This window comes from Acinetobacter sp. YH16038 (assembly GCF_013417275.1).
In the GTDB taxonomy this organism is placed as follows: Bacteria; Pseudomonadota; Gammaproteobacteria; order Pseudomonadales; family Moraxellaceae; genus Acinetobacter.
Genome location: NZ_VPEG01000004.1, coordinates 70,757 through 86,781, shown reverse-complemented (window position 1 = coordinate 86,781; position 16,025 = coordinate 70,757). Strand labels below are relative to the sequence as shown.

At 44.3% G+C, this 16,025-nt stretch carries 21 protein-coding genes; 13 read left to right on the top strand and 8 right to left on the bottom strand.

The window, feature by feature from the left end:
- The first annotated feature begins 12 nt into the window (after nucleotides 1-12).
- From lgt to FTV34_RS01890, 3 genes are all read left to right on the top strand, one after another.
- A complete protein-coding gene (gene lgt, locus FTV34_RS01900) occupies nucleotides 13-825 on the top strand; it encodes a prolipoprotein diacylglyceryl transferase (protein ID WP_034704387.1) in 813 nt (270 codons plus the stop codon).
- An 89-nt stretch (nucleotides 826-914) separates the two neighbouring features.
- Nucleotides 915-1,307, top strand: coding sequence for a hypothetical protein (locus FTV34_RS01895; protein WP_159123610.1), 393 nt, complete (start codon nucleotides 915-917; stop codon nucleotides 1,305-1,307).
- A complete protein-coding gene (locus FTV34_RS01890; RefSeq protein WP_180068620.1) occupies nucleotides 1,300-1,686 on the top strand; it encodes a hypothetical protein in 387 nt (128 codons plus the stop codon). Before FTV34_RS01895 ends, FTV34_RS01890 begins: the two co-directional genes overlap by 8 nt.
- 49 nt (nucleotides 1,687-1,735) lie before the next feature.
- Here FTV34_RS01890 and FTV34_RS01885 read toward each other — a convergent pair whose 3' ends face one another.
- Complete coding sequence (locus FTV34_RS01885) at nucleotides 1,736-2,281, bottom strand: CHAP domain-containing protein (RefSeq protein ID WP_180068619.1); 546 nt, start codon at nucleotides 2,279-2,281, stop codon at nucleotides 1,736-1,738.
- Between the two features lie 389 nt (nucleotides 2,282-2,670).
- Between FTV34_RS01885 and FTV34_RS01880 the strand changes: the two genes are divergently transcribed.
- The 6 genes from FTV34_RS01880 to msrA all read left to right on the top strand — a co-directional run bounded on the left by FTV34_RS01880 (nucleotide 2,671) and on the right by msrA (nucleotide 7,048).
- Nucleotides 2,671-3,162 (top strand): lipocalin family protein, encoded by a 492-nt coding sequence (locus FTV34_RS01880; protein WP_180002393.1) that lies wholly within the window; start codon nucleotides 2,671-2,673, stop codon nucleotides 3,160-3,162.
- A gap of 171 nt (nucleotides 3,163-3,333) precedes the next feature.
- A complete protein-coding gene (gene thyA, locus FTV34_RS01875) occupies nucleotides 3,334-4,176 on the top strand; it encodes a thymidylate synthase (protein ID WP_034169878.1) in 843 nt (280 codons plus the stop codon).
- Nucleotides 4,177-4,274: 98 nt separating this feature from the next.
- On the top strand, nucleotides 4,275-4,787 hold the full coding sequence (dfrA40, locus tag FTV34_RS01870) for a trimethoprim-resistant dihydrofolate reductase DfrA40 (protein ID WP_180068617.1): 513 nt from the start codon (nucleotides 4,275-4,277) through the stop codon (nucleotides 4,785-4,787).
- A 26-nt stretch (nucleotides 4,788-4,813) separates the two neighbouring features.
- A complete protein-coding gene (locus tag FTV34_RS01865; protein ID WP_004781909.1) occupies nucleotides 4,814-5,860 on the top strand; it encodes a DUF4105 domain-containing protein in 1,047 nt (348 codons plus the stop codon).
- A 103-nt stretch (nucleotides 5,861-5,963) separates the two neighbouring features.
- Nucleotides 5,964-6,425 (top strand): META domain-containing protein, encoded by a 462-nt coding sequence (locus FTV34_RS01860; RefSeq protein WP_004781908.1) that lies wholly within the window; start codon nucleotides 5,964-5,966, stop codon nucleotides 6,423-6,425.
- Nucleotides 6,426-6,523: 98 nt separating this feature from the next.
- Nucleotides 6,524-7,048, top strand: coding sequence for a peptide-methionine (S)-S-oxide reductase MsrA (gene msrA / locus FTV34_RS01855; protein WP_004781907.1), 525 nt, complete (start codon nucleotides 6,524-6,526; stop codon nucleotides 7,046-7,048).
- 89 nt (nucleotides 7,049-7,137) lie between these two features.
- Here msrA and FTV34_RS01850 read toward each other — a convergent pair whose 3' ends face one another.
- The 5 genes from FTV34_RS01850 to FTV34_RS01830 form a co-directional block, all read right to left on the bottom strand.
- Nucleotides 7,138-7,542, bottom strand: a complete 405-nt coding sequence (locus tag FTV34_RS01850; protein ID WP_159123616.1) for a biopolymer transporter ExbD — start codon at nucleotides 7,540-7,542, stop codon at nucleotides 7,138-7,140.
- Nucleotides 7,542-8,165 carry a MotA/TolQ/ExbB proton channel family protein gene (locus tag FTV34_RS01845; RefSeq protein WP_180012675.1) on the bottom strand — a complete coding sequence of 208 codons (624 nt, stop codon included), beginning with the start codon at nucleotides 8,163-8,165 and terminating at the stop codon, nucleotides 7,542-7,544. Before FTV34_RS01845 ends, FTV34_RS01850 begins: the two co-directional genes overlap by 1 nt.
- Nucleotides 8,166-8,190: 25 nt before the next feature.
- The gene (locus FTV34_RS01840) at nucleotides 8,191-8,967 is read right to left on the bottom strand and encodes a TonB-dependent receptor (RefSeq protein WP_180068614.1); all 777 of its coding nucleotides are present in this window, start codon (nucleotides 8,965-8,967) and stop codon (nucleotides 8,191-8,193) included.
- A 193-nt stretch (nucleotides 8,968-9,160) separates the two neighbouring features.
- Nucleotides 9,161-10,027, bottom strand: coding sequence for a formyltetrahydrofolate deformylase (purU, locus tag FTV34_RS01835; protein WP_004781900.1), 867 nt, complete (start codon nucleotides 10,025-10,027; stop codon nucleotides 9,161-9,163).
- Nucleotides 10,028-10,088: 61 nt separating this feature from the next.
- Nucleotides 10,089-10,808 carry a TetR/AcrR family transcriptional regulator gene (locus FTV34_RS01830; protein ID WP_034580311.1) on the bottom strand — a complete coding sequence of 240 codons (720 nt, stop codon included), beginning with the start codon at nucleotides 10,806-10,808 and terminating at the stop codon, nucleotides 10,089-10,091.
- 114 nt (nucleotides 10,809-10,922) lie between these two features.
- On the opposite strand from FTV34_RS01830, the gene FTV34_RS01825 reads away from it, so the two are divergent.
- The 4 genes from FTV34_RS01825 to FTV34_RS01810 all read left to right on the top strand — a co-directional run bounded on the left by FTV34_RS01825 (nucleotide 10,923) and on the right by FTV34_RS01810 (nucleotide 14,826).
- Complete coding sequence (locus FTV34_RS01825) at nucleotides 10,923-12,371, top strand: coniferyl aldehyde dehydrogenase (protein WP_180068612.1); 1,449 nt, start codon at nucleotides 10,923-10,925, stop codon at nucleotides 12,369-12,371.
- A 165-nt stretch (nucleotides 12,372-12,536) separates the two neighbouring features.
- Nucleotides 12,537-12,773: a 50S ribosomal protein L28 gene (gene rpmB, locus FTV34_RS01820; RefSeq protein WP_000048256.1), complete on the top strand. Its 237-nt coding sequence runs from the start codon at nucleotides 12,537-12,539 to the stop codon at nucleotides 12,771-12,773.
- A 16-nt stretch (nucleotides 12,774-12,789) separates the two neighbouring features.
- Nucleotides 12,790-12,945, top strand: coding sequence for a 50S ribosomal protein L33 (gene rpmG, locus FTV34_RS01815; protein ID WP_001205031.1), 156 nt, complete (start codon nucleotides 12,790-12,792; stop codon nucleotides 12,943-12,945).
- Between the two features lie 153 nt (nucleotides 12,946-13,098).
- Nucleotides 13,099-14,826, top strand: coding sequence for a cation:proton antiporter (locus FTV34_RS01810; RefSeq protein ID WP_159123619.1), 1,728 nt, complete (start codon nucleotides 13,099-13,101; stop codon nucleotides 14,824-14,826).
- Nucleotides 14,827-15,028: 202 nt separating this feature from the next.
- Here FTV34_RS01810 and FTV34_RS01805 read toward each other — a convergent pair whose 3' ends face one another.
- Together FTV34_RS01805 and FTV34_RS01800 are read right to left on the bottom strand one after the other, a co-directional pair.
- Entirely contained in the window at nucleotides 15,029-15,307 is a 279-nt protein-coding gene (locus tag FTV34_RS01805) for a hypothetical protein (protein ID WP_180068610.1), read from the bottom strand.
- A gap of 104 nt (nucleotides 15,308-15,411) precedes the next feature.
- Complete coding sequence (locus FTV34_RS01800) at nucleotides 15,412-15,915, bottom strand: DUF6586 family protein (RefSeq protein ID WP_180012678.1); 504 nt, start codon at nucleotides 15,913-15,915, stop codon at nucleotides 15,412-15,414.
- Nucleotides 15,916-16,025: the final 110 nt, after the last annotated feature.

The window sequence follows — 16,025 nt, the reverse complement described above, 5'->3', positions numbered from 1 at the left end:
CAAGGAACAGGAATGCTCACCTATCCAAACATAGATCCCGTTGCAATTTCGCTCGGGCCTTTGCAAGTCCACTGGTATGGACTGATGTATCTCTTGGCTTTTTTATTTGCCTGGGGACTGGCGACTTATCGCGCTAAACAACGCGGCTGGACACCAGATATGGTCTCGGATCTGATTTTCTTTGGGGCTTTGGGTGTGATCATCGGCGGCCGGGTCGGTTACGTTTTATTCTACGGTTTTTCTCAGTTTTTGGAAAATCCACTCTGGCTGTTCCAGATCTGGACCGGTGGCATGAGTTTCCACGGCGGCTTCCTCGGCGTAATCGTAGCGATGTTATGGTGGTGCAAGAAATACAAAATGGCCTGGTTCCAGACGCTGGACTTTATTGCACCCTGCGTTCCGACAGGTCTGATGTTTGGCCGGATCGGTAACTTTATTGGCGGAGAGCTTTATGGCCGTCAGGTGACTGATCCAAACTTTGCTTTAGGCATGATTTTCCCAACCGATCCGCTGCAGCTGGTACGTCATCCCTCACAACTGTATCAGGCGCTCTGTGAAGGCTTGATTCTGTTTATCGTACTGTGGTGGTTTAGTAGCAAGCCACGTCCACGTATGGCAGTTTCTGCGGTATTCCTGACCGGCTATGGTCTAGCCCGTTTTATCGTCGAGTTCTTCCGTGAACCGGATAATGGTCAGCTATTTATTGGCTGGATGAGTAAAGGACAATTCCTGAGCCTGCCAATGATCCTGGTTGGTCTGTGGATGCTTTGGTATGCCTATCAGAAGAAAGTTTATGACTGGGGTCCACAGAAAAATAACGGATAATTTTCCTAAATATTGCGAGGCCTCTGCCTCGCTTTTTTATATTTAAAATATGCTAAAGTGCTTTTTATCTTTTCTGTTCATACATCATCATGCTTGAGTTCTGGTTCAATCCGCAGGTGTCGCTCCTGAAAAAACTGCTGTTCTTTGTTGTGATTGCTGCAATTGCCGTAGGTCTGTACTGGATGGAACCTTTGCCTTTAGATGCCATCCTGATGTTTGCTGGTACTGGAATTATTTTCCTGATTTGTCGTTACTGCAAAATTCATTTCGCAGCAAAAAATCCGACTGGCCTGTTCTATCGTGTCCTGACCTGGATTCCAATTGCCTTATTAATCAGCCTGATTTTTATGAACATGAAACAGGGTGAAATTCTGCTACCGGGCGCTCAGGGAATTGCCTTTATGGCTTTGGCGATCTGCCTGTTTTCGCCTCTGTCTTTGCTTAATCAGAACAAGTCGGATTCAGGTTCCCCACATGCTTGAGTTCTGGTACTCCGAACACTGCAATCGTCAGCTCAAGCTCATCATTATTATTGCGGTATGTATCGTAATTTACATAGCATCGACTGTAACGAAACTGGGTTCGATATTTGTTGGAATCAGTCTGGCGATTGGAATGCTGATGCACGTCTTGCGTGAATTCAGATTAAAGCTTGCTCCTGAAAATCCTTATGCCGAAGGTTTTCGTGCTTTAACGATGGCGATTCCGATTGTGGCAGTAATTAGCCTGATCGGTTATTTACCCAAAACGGGTGAGATCTGGGAAACTATAGCACTAGGTCTACAATGCTTGGGTTTTGTGGCGATTGGACTGTTTATTGTGTCGATTTATAATAAACGTGCGAAACGCTTCGAAGATTGAACCATTTCGCGACTTTCATTTTTAATTTCTGGAACTTTCAATTTCTAGCTTAAAGATACGAATCCAGACGGTAATACGTGTATTTCACATCGGAATTACGATAGACCGCATAGCCATTCTGTTTAAAATCAGAAACCCAGGCCGAACCAGAATATGCTGCAATATGACCATACTGATGCTGTGAAGTCCGGTCGATAATATAAATATCACCTTTTTTCGGACGGTCAAAAGACAGGTTGATTTTTCGATAGCCTAACTGCTGTAAGGTATTGCCCCAGTCCGCTGCGGCAACAGGATGATTCACAATTTTTGCGCCTGAAGACTGCAAACCAACACGAATACTGCGTGCACATTTCTGTGTACTGGTGCTGCGGGTAATGCCTTGCAGGTAGCTGGTGAATTTTTCAATATCGAAACGCTGGCCGTTCATTGCCCTGAAAGTCTTGCGAGATTCAGAGTTTTTGTTACGAGCTGACGCAGAGGTATAGCGCTGAGGCTGACGTTTGGAATTTTGTCCCGATTGGGAACGAATTATGACGTTCGCTTGAACAGGAGCATGCACTTCGCTCATATTCACTTGATGATCATAAATCATATTGGACCAAGTACTCCTCGCCTGTAAGTTTGGCTTTCAAATCTTCAACACGCGGTGAATACTAGACGGTTAAATGTTACTTTTCACGTTAAAAATGTAAATATATTTTTCCATATTTATTTAATTTTACTTAACTTGTTATTTCTTTTAGATTTATAAAATTTACAATTTTCACAAAAAAGTTATAAATTCACTACTTTTCAAATTTATTACCGATCCTGCTCAGACTATTTCTAAATCAATATTTGAGCGCCTTTCTGACTAAATCTGTAATTTTACTCACGATAATAAAGTCAACATTTCACTACAGGATTACATCATTCTGGCCCGCAACTCTCGTATTAGACTGATTTAGTAAATTTAAATTGAGATGATGAGGAAGAAAAAATATGAGTCATGATGTAAAGACTATTTCAAATTTCAATTTAGAACAATATTTAGGGATCTGGTACGAAATTGCCCGTCTGCCCATGAAACACCAACCTGAAGACAGTACGGATATTTCCGCAGTTTACAGCCTGAATGAAAATGGTACAGTCCGCGTCCAGAACCGTTGCCTGGATGGCGCGGGCAAACTGGATGAATCCATTGGGGAAGCTACTATTGTGGATGCAGAACATGGCAAACTGGAAGTCAGTTTCTTGCCTGAAGGTTTGCGCTGGGTACCTTTTACCAAAGGGGATTACTGGATTCTCAAACTGGATGACAAGTATGAAACTGCATTGGTCGGTGAGCCCAATATGAAATATCTATGGCTCCTGCATCGTAAGCCGACATTGGATGAAGCAACCAAACAAGAATATCTAGCTTATGCTGAATCTCTGGGTTATGACCTGTCCGATCTGATCCATACGGTACACACCGGTAAGCCAACAGCTTAAAAAAAGATAATAAAAAAGCATCCATCATGGGTGCTTTTTTATGCCCTTTTCTCTCATGTTTAATCATTTTCACTGCTATGCGGAAGTGCTCAAAAAAATGTTATGATGAGCGCAATTTTAAATTGCCCAATTCAAAGAAAAGCAATTTGCAACAGATTTTAAGAGAGACCTATGCGCCAATATCTTGACCTTTTACAACATATCCTCGACAACGGCGGCGATAAAGGCGACCGTACCGGCACAGGTACACGCTCGGTATTTGGTCATCAGATGCGCTTTGATCTTTCCAAGGGCTTCCCTTTACTTACCACTAAAAAAGTTCATTTCCGTTCGATCGTGATTGAACTGCTGTGGTTCCTGAAAGGTGATACCCATGTAAAGTATCTTCAGGATAATAAAGTGACCATCTGGGATGAATGGGCCACTGCGGAACAGACCGCACGCTTTGGTCGTCCAGAAGGTGAACTTGGTCCAGTCTATGGCCATCAATGGCGTAATTTTGGTGCCACTCAAAATGCAGATGGCAGCTACAATCAGGATGGTTTTGACCAGATCAAATGGCTGATCAATGAGATCAAGACCAATCCAAATTCACGCCGTCTGATTGTGTCTGGCTGGAATCCGAATGAAGCGAGTCAGGTGGCTTTACCGCCTTGCCATACCCTGTTCCAGTTCTTTGTACATAATGGCAAATTGTCTTGCCAGCTTTATCAACGCAGTGCTGACGTTTTCCTTGGCGTTCCATTTAATATAGCCAGCTATGCCCTATTGACTCATATGATTGCACAGGTGTGTGATCTGGATGTAGGCGATTTTGTCTGGACGGGCGGTGATACGCATTTATATGCCAATCATTTTGAACAGGCCAAACTTCAACTCAGTCGTGAGCCTTTAGGCCTATGCCAGTTAAAACTGAATCCTGAAGTTAAAGACCTGTTTGATTTCAAATTCGAAGATATTGAAATTGTCGGTTATGAATCACATCCAGGAATTAAAGCACCAGTTGCAGTTTAATTCTGGTTAAGCCCCGGAAAATATTCAAATCCCACTTTGCTTAAAGTGGGATTTTGCATTTTAATAGCAATAATTTTTATCTGTTTTTGAGTATGGGTATGGCATTTCAGGATTTAGAAGTCGTTCATGTCGTGGCAATGGATCAGCAGCGCTGTATTGGTAAAGACAATGATCTGCCTTGGCATATCTCAGCAGATCTCAAGCACTTTAAGGAAATTACCCAGGGTGGCGTGATTGTCATGGGTCGTAAAACGCTTGAGTCGATGGGCCGTGCGTTGCCTAAACGTGTGAACTGGGTCATTACCCGCGATCCTGACTGGTCTTTTGAAGGTGTTAAAGTTGCGTATACGATTGAAGATGCCTTGACTCAAGCCGTGGCCGATGTGCAGGCTTCAGAGAAACCGAATGCTATTTTTATCATTGGCGGCGGTGAAATCTTTAAACAGACTCTGGAGATCGCTGATCGTCTGGAACTGACCCATGTTGAACTGGATGTGCAAGGTCACGCCTACTATCCGGAAATTCCAGCCGAGTTCAAAAAAGTTGCATCAGAACAACATATCGATGACAAAACCGGTATTGCATTTGAGTTCGCAACATACAGAAAATAAAGCCTATTTTCTATAAAAGATTGAACATGCAAGGACAAGACCATTCAGAAAAGCATTGGAGCCTGTGGTTATTAGGGAGTCTGTTTAGTGTATTTGTCCTGTGTTCAAGTCTTTGGCTGAGCCTGATGCTCTGGGTGCAACAACCCTTAGGTAAAATTGGCAGCATCATTCTGATCGGTCTCTGGCTTCTATTTGCCTGTGTGGTCTTGGGCATTTATTTCACCAAGCATCTGATTTCCCGCCAGGTGGATACAGTGCTTTATCTGCTAGCCTTTCTGGTCAGCTTACTGGCTTATTTAAGCATAGAACCTCGTCAGGATCGTGACTGGAATCCTGAAGTTTCCCGACTGCTCTCCTATGAGCAGCAAGGCAATCAAGTCACCTTGCACAATATCCGTAATTTTGACTGGCAAGCAGAGGGTCAATATACCGAACGCTGGGAAAGCCGGAGTTTTGATCTAAACGACATTACCGGGGTAAACATTATTACCTCTTACTGGATGGGACCTAAAATTGCCCATACGCTGGTCAGTTTTGATTTTGCCAATCAGAAACCGCTCGCCTTCTCGATCGAAATTCGCAAAGAAAAGGATGAGAAATTTTCTGCTATTGGTGGCTTCTTCCGAAAATATGAACTGAGTTTGGTCGCCTCAGATGAGAAAGATATTGTATATACGCGTAGCAATATTCGTGGCGAGCAGGTCTACTTTTTTCCGGTAAAAATGCCGCAAGCAGAAGCTCAGGCCCTATTTAAAGAATATCTGCGTAAGGCTGATGAACTGGCCAAAGAACCTAAATGGTATAACACCTTGAGCAGTAACTGCACGACGCTGGTCTTTGATATGGCTCAGGCAGTATCTCAACAACAGCTTCCTTCAGATTACCGCTTGCTGGCTTCTGGGTATTTACCTGATTATTTATATGATTTAAAAGCGCTAGATCAACGCTGGGATATACAAACCTGGTATCAGCGTGCACACGTTAATCCACGAGTTAGAGATACCGGTCAGATTTCCAGTCAGGAGTATTCACAACGCCTGCGTCAGGGCCTACCTGAGCCGAGTTCCAGATAATCTTCTAAGTTATCCAACTTAAAGAAAGATACAAAATCAACTGGCATATATTGCATTTTTTTGTTTATATACAAATAGCTAACTCAGAATTAGAGTCTCTCTCATGCTAAAAAAATTAACAGCAATCATGATTTTAGGTTCAGTCTTTGCTATATCAGGTTGTGAAACCGTACCGAGTACTTCATCAGTCAAAACTGAAAATAATTTACAGCTCCTGCAAAATCGCACCTGGATTGTGAACCAGATTGGTAATACCGAAATTACTACAACACCGACAACACGCAATATTCCAAGTCTGCAATTCGATGCAGCGACTCAACGCGTGTCTGGCGCAGATGGCTGTAACCGTATAATGGGCAGCTACACTGCCGGCAAAGACACCCTTAACTTAAGCCAGATGGCGAGTACCGAAATGGCTTGTCTGGATAATGCAGGTCTGGATCAGAAATTTAAAGAGGCACTGAGCAAAGTGACTCATTATCAGGTCTATGGTAAAACCCTGAAATTAATGGACCGTCATGGCAATTTACTCATTCAGTTAGAAAGTGCAGTACAGCCTCGCTAAGTTTTGACTACAAAAAACCTGTGTCGTGCAGGCTTTATATCTTTCATACTCATATGAACATTCAATAATCAGCACTCTACAATGATGAGGACTTAACCATGCAACAAGCACTATTTGGTGGTGGATGCTTTTGGTGTACCGAAGCAGTATTTTTACAGCTTCAGGGCGTACAGAAGGTCGTCAGCGGCTATGCGGGTGGACAAAATCCTAATCCGACCTATGAGCAAGTCTGCGGCGGTGATACCAATCATGCCGAAGTGATCCTGATCGATTTCGATGAAAATCAGATTACGTATAGTCAGTTGCTCGAAGTCTTTTTCGCAACCCATGATCCAACGACATTAAACCGTCAGGGCAATGATGTCGGCACGCAGTATCGTTCTGTGATTTATTATTTTAATGATGAGCAGAAAGAAACTGCACAGCTCACAATAGACTCATTGAAAGCTGAAGGATTGAATATTGTGACTGAACTTAGCCCTGCACCGACTTTCTACCCTGCTGAAGAATATCACCAGAATTTCTTTGCCAAGAATCCGAATCAGGGCTACTGTAATTTCGCGATTCCGCCCAAGCTGAACAAATTACAACATAAGTTTATGACGCTGCTCAAAACTCATTAATCTGGATGCGGCTTGATCAAATGCCCTCTTAAATTAAGGTAATAAAAAAGCGACTGAGATCAGTCGCTTTTTTCATTGAGAGTAAAAAATTAGTTATCAGTTGCAAAGGCAATATCGCTGAGTCCGGCTCCACTCGCGCGTGACATCACTTGAGCAACGGTGTCATAACGTGATTCTTTATCTGCTTTCAATACGATGGTCGGTTGACGCTGTGCCTGGCTCGCCTCATTGAAACGGGTTTCAAGTTGTTCCAAGGTCAGCACATCGCCGTTCCATGCTACATCACCTTTGGCATTGATGCTGATGGTGACATTTTCCGGTGGCAGGTCAATAATTTCTGCAGTGGTTTGCGGCAAGGTTAATGGAATTGATGGGTTCGCAACGGTCGCTGTCACCAGAAAGATGATCATCAATACCAACATAATGTCGATCAGGGGAATGAGATTCATCTCATTCATGCCTGTATCGTTGTCTTCACCCAATTGAAAAGCCATTAAGCTTGACCTCCAACTAAACTGTCTTGTGCTACTTTTGCATCAGCCTTCTTTGCAGAAGAATCCTGTTGCAACATGGTGTCAATCAATAAGCTATGCGCATGGTCTTGCAGTTCATTGCTTAAAGTACGGTTAACACGTACACAGATGTTATATGCAAGTACCGCAGGAATCGCCACAGCCAGACCCAGACCGGTCATGATCAGCGCTTCACCCACTGGAGTTGCTACTTGTGCCAGACCTGCCTGACCACTCTTACCCACGGCAACCAGTGCGTGGAAGATCCCCCATACTGTACCGAACAGACCGACAAAGGGTGAAATTGAAGCGATGGTACCTAGGACGGATACACCTTTTTCTGCATTGCCTTTTTCTAATGCGATCTGACGTAACAAAGCCTGTTCAGCTACTGCCTTACGCTGTTCAAATGCCAAAGGAGCCATTTTATTTTTCAATTGTCCTAATGCTTTAGATAATTGAGCATAGGCAATCTGTTTAAGTTGGCGAGTGCCCATCAAACGCAGCACAAAAATGGTCCATGTCGCAATCGACATTGCCAATAACACGAAATACAGTGTTTTACTGACTGCATCAGCGTGTTGCCAATAAACTGAAAAGTTCATATTCGAACTCCTAATGGGTTAGCCGTTATTTGGTAATCTGAAAATCGAAAGGCTGTTCCACACGGGTTGGATAAGCCACACCATTTTCAACATATTTGGTCAGTTGTGCACGACGTACCGCTGATTCAACTTTGCGCGTAACGGCCGGACTACAACTCGAATTTCGTGCGGTCGCAGAGACCACTTTCCCCTGCTCATTTGCAGATACATCCACCACCAATGAACAGGCTGATTTTAACTCTCCTGCCGAGAGCGACACTTTTGGTGCACGCTGCCAAGATACGCCGCCGCCAATTGCAACACTTTTCGGTGCTGGCGGTGCAGGTGGAGTCGGCGGTGCGACAGGTGCGGGTGGCGCAACCGGCACAGGCGCAGGTGCCACTTTTTTAGTTTCAGTCACAACCGCAGGAACCACTGGACTTGGTGCCGGTTTGGCCTCAACTGGCGGTGCAGTAACAGGTTTAGGCGTTTCTGCTTTTTTCACCTGCTCAATTTTTTCTACTTTTTTGGGTGGCGGTGGCAGCGGTTTTTCTACAATTTTAACTTCTTTCGGCTTTGGTGGCTCTTGTTTAGGCTCTGGCGGCTTTGGCTTCGGTGGTAAAGGTTTTGGGGCTTCCTGAAGTTTGACGAAACGAACCTTTAAAGGTTCTTTATCGACCTGTTTCAGTTCAGGTGCTTCCATCTGGCTGACTGCCCATAAGAGACCCACGTGTCCAACCAGAACCGCCGCCAGAATAGAAACGACTTTCTTTTTCATCTGATTTGACGGTGGTGGTGTCATGGGAGCAGCAACTTGACTCATTAAATCTATTTACCTCGAAGAGATGATGCGAAACAAACTATCAAGCTCATCGGTTAGCACAATTAAAGTACGCCAATAATAAATGAGAAGTGTTTTCATTTGCAACTACTAATCCCACTTTTCTCCATTATTTTTGTTTCAAACAAAAAAGGCATACTTAAAGTATGCCTTTTTTAAACCGAGATGCAAGCGCTTATTGGAACACGACAGTTTTATTGCCGTCGACAATCACACGGTCTTCCAGATGCCATCTCACTGCACGTGCCAGCACATTACGTTCAACATCCTGACCCAATTCACGCAGCTGTTCAACAGTAAAGTCATGATTCACACGCTCCACATCCTGCTCGATGATTGGACCCTGATCTAGATCAGCTGTCACATAGTGTGCAGTTGCACCGATCAGTTTTACACCTTTGTCGTAAGCTTGTTTGTATGGATTGGCGCCCACGAATGCTGGCAGGAATGAATGATGAATATTGATCACTTTCATTTCCCATTTACTTACGAATTCTTCATCGAGAATCTGCATATAACGGGCTAATACCAGCAGATCGTTACCCTGCATCAGTTCATCAATCTGTGCATAAGCCTCACGTTTGTTCTCTTTGGTCACCGGAACCACTTCAAACGGAATACCAAAGTTTTCTACTGATTCACGTAGAGTCTCATGGTTAGATACCACTTTAGTAATTTCACATGGCAGACCGCCGCGTGCATGACGCCATAGCAGCTCAAGCAACGCATGGTCGACTTTAGAAACCAGAATACCGACCTTTTTCACATCACTGACCAGTGCCAGACGCCAGTGCATGCCATAGCGCTCTGCAACATTGCCAGCAAAAGTCTGCAACAGGCTTTCTTTACGGCTTTGCAGATTGTCCAGTTCAAACTCAACACGCATGAAGTAACGTCCGCCCTGCGCTGCTGTCGCGTATTGATCAAGCGCCGTAATGTTGGCACCCTGATGATACAAGAAGCTTGAAACAGCCTGCACGATGCCTGGCTTGTCTTCACAAGTAATCAATAAACGTGCGGTATTAGCAGTCGTCATATTCATGTTGGTTAAGGTCACTAATTAGTTAAATTAAAAAAATAAGCCGAGTATTCTAACGCGTTTCTTAGATATTCTGAATAGTTTGTTCAGATTCAGGCGGTTTAGGCGACGACAGACTGGCAAATAGCTCTGAAGAACCGAACGAGTTAAGTAAGCTTTCATACGTCTGACGGCTTTCACCACGCAGATAAGCACCTTCCAGGAACACCATCTGACGCAGTGCCTGCCAGACCCATTTTTCTTCCAGAGTGTTGGAATCGGTAATATGACCCGACATATACAGGAAGTTGGTCCAGTTGGTCAGCACGATCCAGAGGTTAATGATCAGCGCTTCAATTTCTGAATCGGTCATTTCCATCAGGCCGGCATTTACGAAGGCTTTATAAATTTTTTGTCCCTGCTGCATCACCTGTCCGGCAAAACGCGGATAAAGCTTGCGGAAATCTTCGTTATTTTCGACCAGATGGTATACATCACGGTGCAGAAAACGATAAGCCCAAAGCTGACTGCTCAGTACCTGAAAATAATGAATCTTGTCATTGGCATCCAGAGCACGGTCTTCCGGAAGTGCCAGCATTTCCAGCGTCTGATGCTGATACTGCTCCATCAGTTCCTTGATAATTTCATTTTTATTACGGAAATGGTAATACAGATTACCCGGACTCATGCCGAGTTCAGCAGCAATATGGTTGGTGGTTACAGATCGTTCGCCACGTTCATTAAACAACTGCAAGCTGAGCTGTAAGATACGCTCTTTGGTTTTTAACGTTTTGGTTTGGGACATCCTAAAATAACCATTCAGTTCATGCATTAGTAGACTAACACACAAAGTAACTTGACTAATTAGAGTATTTGCTCTAAAAATTAATTAATCGATTTTGAATAATGGTAGTGCGGCATGAACAGTCACACAAAAACAACTTCAATGACACCACATTTTCTTGATAGCCAGCACCTCAATGAAATTCTGGCTCAACAAAAATACGCCTACTTACGCTACCCACTGCCGACTGCAAAGGAACGTATAGATCGTTTAGCTCGGCTTAAGCGTATCTTAGTTAAGTATCAAGATCAATTTGCCGATGCAATTAATCAAGACTATGGTAACCGCTCTATCGGGGAAACCAAAATTGGCGAGTTACTGACTTGTCTTGAACATATTAAATATTACAGCAAAAACCTGACCAGCTGGATGAAACCATCCAAGCGTCATGTCGGTATTATTCACCAGCCGGCAAAAGCCTGGGTACAGTATCAACCTCTGGGCGTGATCGGCATCATCGCACCGTGGAACTACCCTTTATTATTATCTATTGGTCCTCTGATCTGTGCGTTGGCTGCGGGTAACCATGCCATGATCAAGATTTCCAGTTCATCGGCTGCTTTTGGCAAGGTACTGGAAAAAGCCTTAGCTGAAGCCTTTCCTAAAGAACTGGTTGCCGTGGTGAATGGTGGCGGTACGGTGTCCGATGCCTTCTGCCGACTGGCTTTTGACAAGATGATTTTTACCGGCTCAACGGCTGTCGGTAAAACCGTGATGGCGGCAGCTGCGGAAAATTTGGTACCAGTAATTCTAGAACTGGGTGGCAAATCCCCTGTACTGGTGCATCCATCGATTGACCTGCGTGATGTGGCTCAGCGTATTGCCGTGGGCAAGCTCTGGAATGCGGGTCAAACCTGCGTGGCACCGGATTATATGTTCCTGCCGCGTGGCAAAACTGCCGAGTTTATCGATCATTTTAAAGCCTGTGTCGAAAGCATGTATCCGGACATCAGCCATAATCAGGATTACACCTCGATTATCAATGACAAGCAGTACAATCGTTTGCAAGGTTATCTGGATGATGCCCGTGAGCAAGGCGCGCAGATTATTGAAATCAATCCACGTAATGAATCGCCAGCAGACCTGCGTAAAATTGCACCGACCATCGTGACCAATGTTATGCCAAGCATGCAGATCATGCAGCATGAAATCTTTGGGCCGCTCCTGCCGATCATGGAATATGATCAAATTGACGACGTTATCGACTTTATTAATAGCCGTCCGCGTCCACTTGCATTATACTATTTCGACTTTGATCAGGCGCGTGCTGACTATGTCGCACAGCGTACCCATTCAGGGCATTTCGGGCAAAACACTGTATTAACCCATGTCGCACAGGATGACCTGCCATTTGGTGGTGTCGGTGCTTCCGGTATGGGTAAATATCATGGGCCAGAAGGCTTCTTCAGTTTGTCGCATGAACGGTCTGTAATGTCGAATCCTAAGCTGTATAGCTTGAAATACATTCTGCCTCCGTTTAATAAGCCGATCCATAAGCTGATTTCGAAGACACTTCTTCGATAAATGATCAAGGCATGAGCTATCACACGGGCTCATGCTTCGTTTTAGACAAAATCGCTTGTCTTTTAAGCGCATTTTTGATATAAAACGCCCCTTGAATGAATTCAATCCGTTTATTTTTGACTGGCCATACAGATTTGCTGTTGGCTAAATCAATGGAGTTACACCATGTCTAAGGTTTGCCAAGTTACCGGCAAGCGTCCAGTCGTTGGTAACAACGTCTCACACGCCAACAACAAAACTAAGCGCCGGTTCGAGCCGAACCTGCACCACCACCGTTTCTGGTTAGAAAGCGAAAAACGTTTTGTACGTCTTCGTTTAACCACTAAAGGTATGCGTATTATCGACAAATTGGGCATTGAAAAGGTTGTTGCTGACCTTCGTGCTCAAGGTCAAAAGATCTAAGTAAGGAGTCAGGACAATGCGTGATAAGATTCGCTTAGTTTCTTCAGCTGGTACAGGTTATTTCTATACCACTACTAAGAACAAACGTACTATGCCGGAAAAAATGGAAATCAAAAAATTTGATCCAAAAATCCGTCAACACGTAATCTTCAAAGAAGCTAAAATCAAATAATTTTAGTTTTTTGAAAAAAGCGACCTTCTCGGTCGTTTTTTTTTGCATTTTTTTTATGCGACTTGATAAACTTTCTGTTTCTTCTGGCATTTTCTGTGCTTATTTCCCATAAAAAACTGAAATTTCATAAAATTTATTTTAAAGGAGTGTTTAGTGCCACATGACGTAGAGCTCATTATCCTGTTAGCTGTCGGTTTTGGCTTGGCCCTGGTTTTTGGCTATATCGCTGCACGTCTACGCCTTCCCCCACTGATTGGTTATCTGGTTGCCGGGATTCTGATTAGCCCGAACACCCCAGGCGTGGTTGGAGATGTGCATCTGGCGAACCAGCTGGCCGAACTTGGCGTCATGTTCCTGATGTTTGGTGTCGGGATGCACTTTTCTCTGAATGACCTGATGCAGGTCAGGCGTATTGCCTTGCCGGGTGCAGTCTTGCAGATTGCAGTCGCGACACTGCTCGGGGTCGGGGTCTCCATGCTCTGGGGCTGGAATTTTGGCTCTGCCTTGATCTTTGGTTTAAGCCTGTCTTGTGCCAGTACTGTTGTACTTCTCAAAGCCCTGGGTGATCGTGGCCTGCTCGAATCCATTAACGGGAAAATTGCAGTCGGCTGGCTTCTGGTTGAAGATCTGGTTATGGTTCTGGCACTGGTATTATTACCCGCAACTGCAGTACTGCTCGGTGGTCAGGCTCTGGAAGGCAGTAGTAGCGATCAGAATGTCTGGATCACCTTAGGCATTACCTTGCTCAAAGTAGCCGGCTTTATTGCTTTCATGCTGATTATTGGTAAACGTTTAGTGCCAATGATCATGCAGGTGGTGGCACGTTTAGGCTCACGTGAGCTATTTACCTTAACCGTCGTAGCTGCAGCCGTATCGATTGCCTTTGGGGCTTATAAGGTCTTTGGCGTATCCATGGCACTCGGTGCGTTCTTTGCCGGGATGGTAGTGAAAGAGTCTGACTTCAGCCACCGTGCCGAAGAAGAAACCTTACCGCTGCGTGAAATCTTCTCGATTCTGTTCTTTGTGTCCGTCGGTATGCTGTTTGATCCGCGTATCCTGATGGATCAGCCACTTCATGTGTTGGCGGTGCTCGGTATTATCATGATTGGTAAAACCATCGCAGCGATGGCACTGGTGCTGTTCTTCCGCTACCCAATCAATACGGCACTCACCGTCGGTGCATCTCTGGCACAAATCGGTGAATTCTCTTTTATTCTGGCCGCACTTGGTGTATCGCTAAATCTATTGTCACTCGATGGACAAAACCTGATTCTAGCGGGTGCCCTGATTTCGATTACCCTGAACTCGTTTATTTTCTCAGCAGTAGAACCGGTACAAAAATGGATCCGCGAACGTTCGTCTCTAGCGCGCTTATTGGAGCGTAGTGGTGATCCACTTGCCATGCTACCGGATGAGGTCTCGCAGGACTATCTGCGTGATCAGGTGGTGATTGTGGGGCATGGTGAAGTCGGTCGTCGAATTACCTTATCTCTAATGGAGCAAGATATTAAGGTAGTCATTGCCGAAGAAAACCGTGAGATCGTAGAGAACTTGCGTAAAAAAGGCATTGCGGCAGTTTCTGGTGTCGCAACTGAACCCGGTGTGTTGATTCAGGCTCACATTCAGCATGCACGTCTATTGGTGATCTCACCGATGGATATTATTGATATCCATAAAATCGTGGATATTGCCAAGACCCTAAACCCTGCTATTCAGATTCTGCTATGTGCGGAAAGCAAGGAAGAAGCCGAAGTGATTCGCCGTGACAATATTGGCGAGGTGTACTATGCCAAAGAGGAAATGGCGAGAAATATGAGCAATCATATTTTGAACCAGATCGAGATTGCACATAACCATCCACCTACGCATTATTCAGGCTGATTCATTAAAGAAGTTGTCAAAATTGACAACTTCTTTTTTTATTGATTGGACTGGAATTTATCACATCGGCAAACCATAAAATTTCAGATTACTTTTCTGTTTAATAGACTTAATTTTTTTCTCTTATTCTCTATTTTTTTCATTTTATAAACACAAAAAAGCACACTTCAAGTGTGCTTTCCTGCTCGCCAGGGTAGGCAATTTAGCTCATATATTTGGGCTCTACATCCACAACTTCAGCTTGCCATTCATTGACCTGCTGTTCCAGCAAACCATATAAAGCGGCCTGAATCATGTGTTGTGCAATCACAGGCGTTTGATCACCCAACAGGGCTTTCACCTCGTCATTAAACTGAATCATGACTAATGGCTGTTTTTTTGAGCCCGCATTTCGTAATGCCAACGCGCCACCTTCAAGTTGAACGAGTTCCAAAATCGCGTCTTGATTACCAAATAAATCTTTCAACTGTTCTATAGACATATATCCTCCATGTTCAACATGGTGGCAAAGAGCGATTGCACTTTGCATCATTAGAGTAATTGATATAGGGTTAATAATCGCAATTTCAAGTACAGCTGATCAGATTAAAATTCAACCATCTCATTACGAAAACCATCAATAAGCTGCGTCAGGTCACGATGCCATTCTCGTAATATAGCAGTATCAGGTAACCAGGCTTGTGGTGTCTGTGTGACTTTAATGATGAGATTTGAAGAAGTTTCGTCTTCGGGTTGTGGCGAACTTGGCTCTGGCGCATATTGGCAGAGACGGTAAGCACGTTTCAGTTCAGCCAAAAAACCATCTTTGGATAAATGCTGTAATACGGTCACTTCAGGTGACACCTGACCCTTAGCCGCCATGAGCTCTTCAATCGATTTCAGCGTCGGGTTCAGGTCATTCAGACGGTAATAACGTACCAGTTCCTGTAAAAAGGCCAGCAGTGCCCCATGCAGATGGAATACAGCAGCTTCACGATAAGCTTGTGCCTGCTGCACATGATCAGTCTGTTCAGCCTGCTGACAGGCCAGACGGGCGAAATAAAGTTTTTGATTGGTACGGTCCGCATGATAGCGAGCAACTCGTGTCATCGAGATTTCCTAAGCATTAAAACAAATTTTGGCTCTTATAAAGTAAAACGTCCGCTCGTATTACGCAATGCAAGATTGTCTACGCTGCCGCTCTATTCTGCATGATCTTG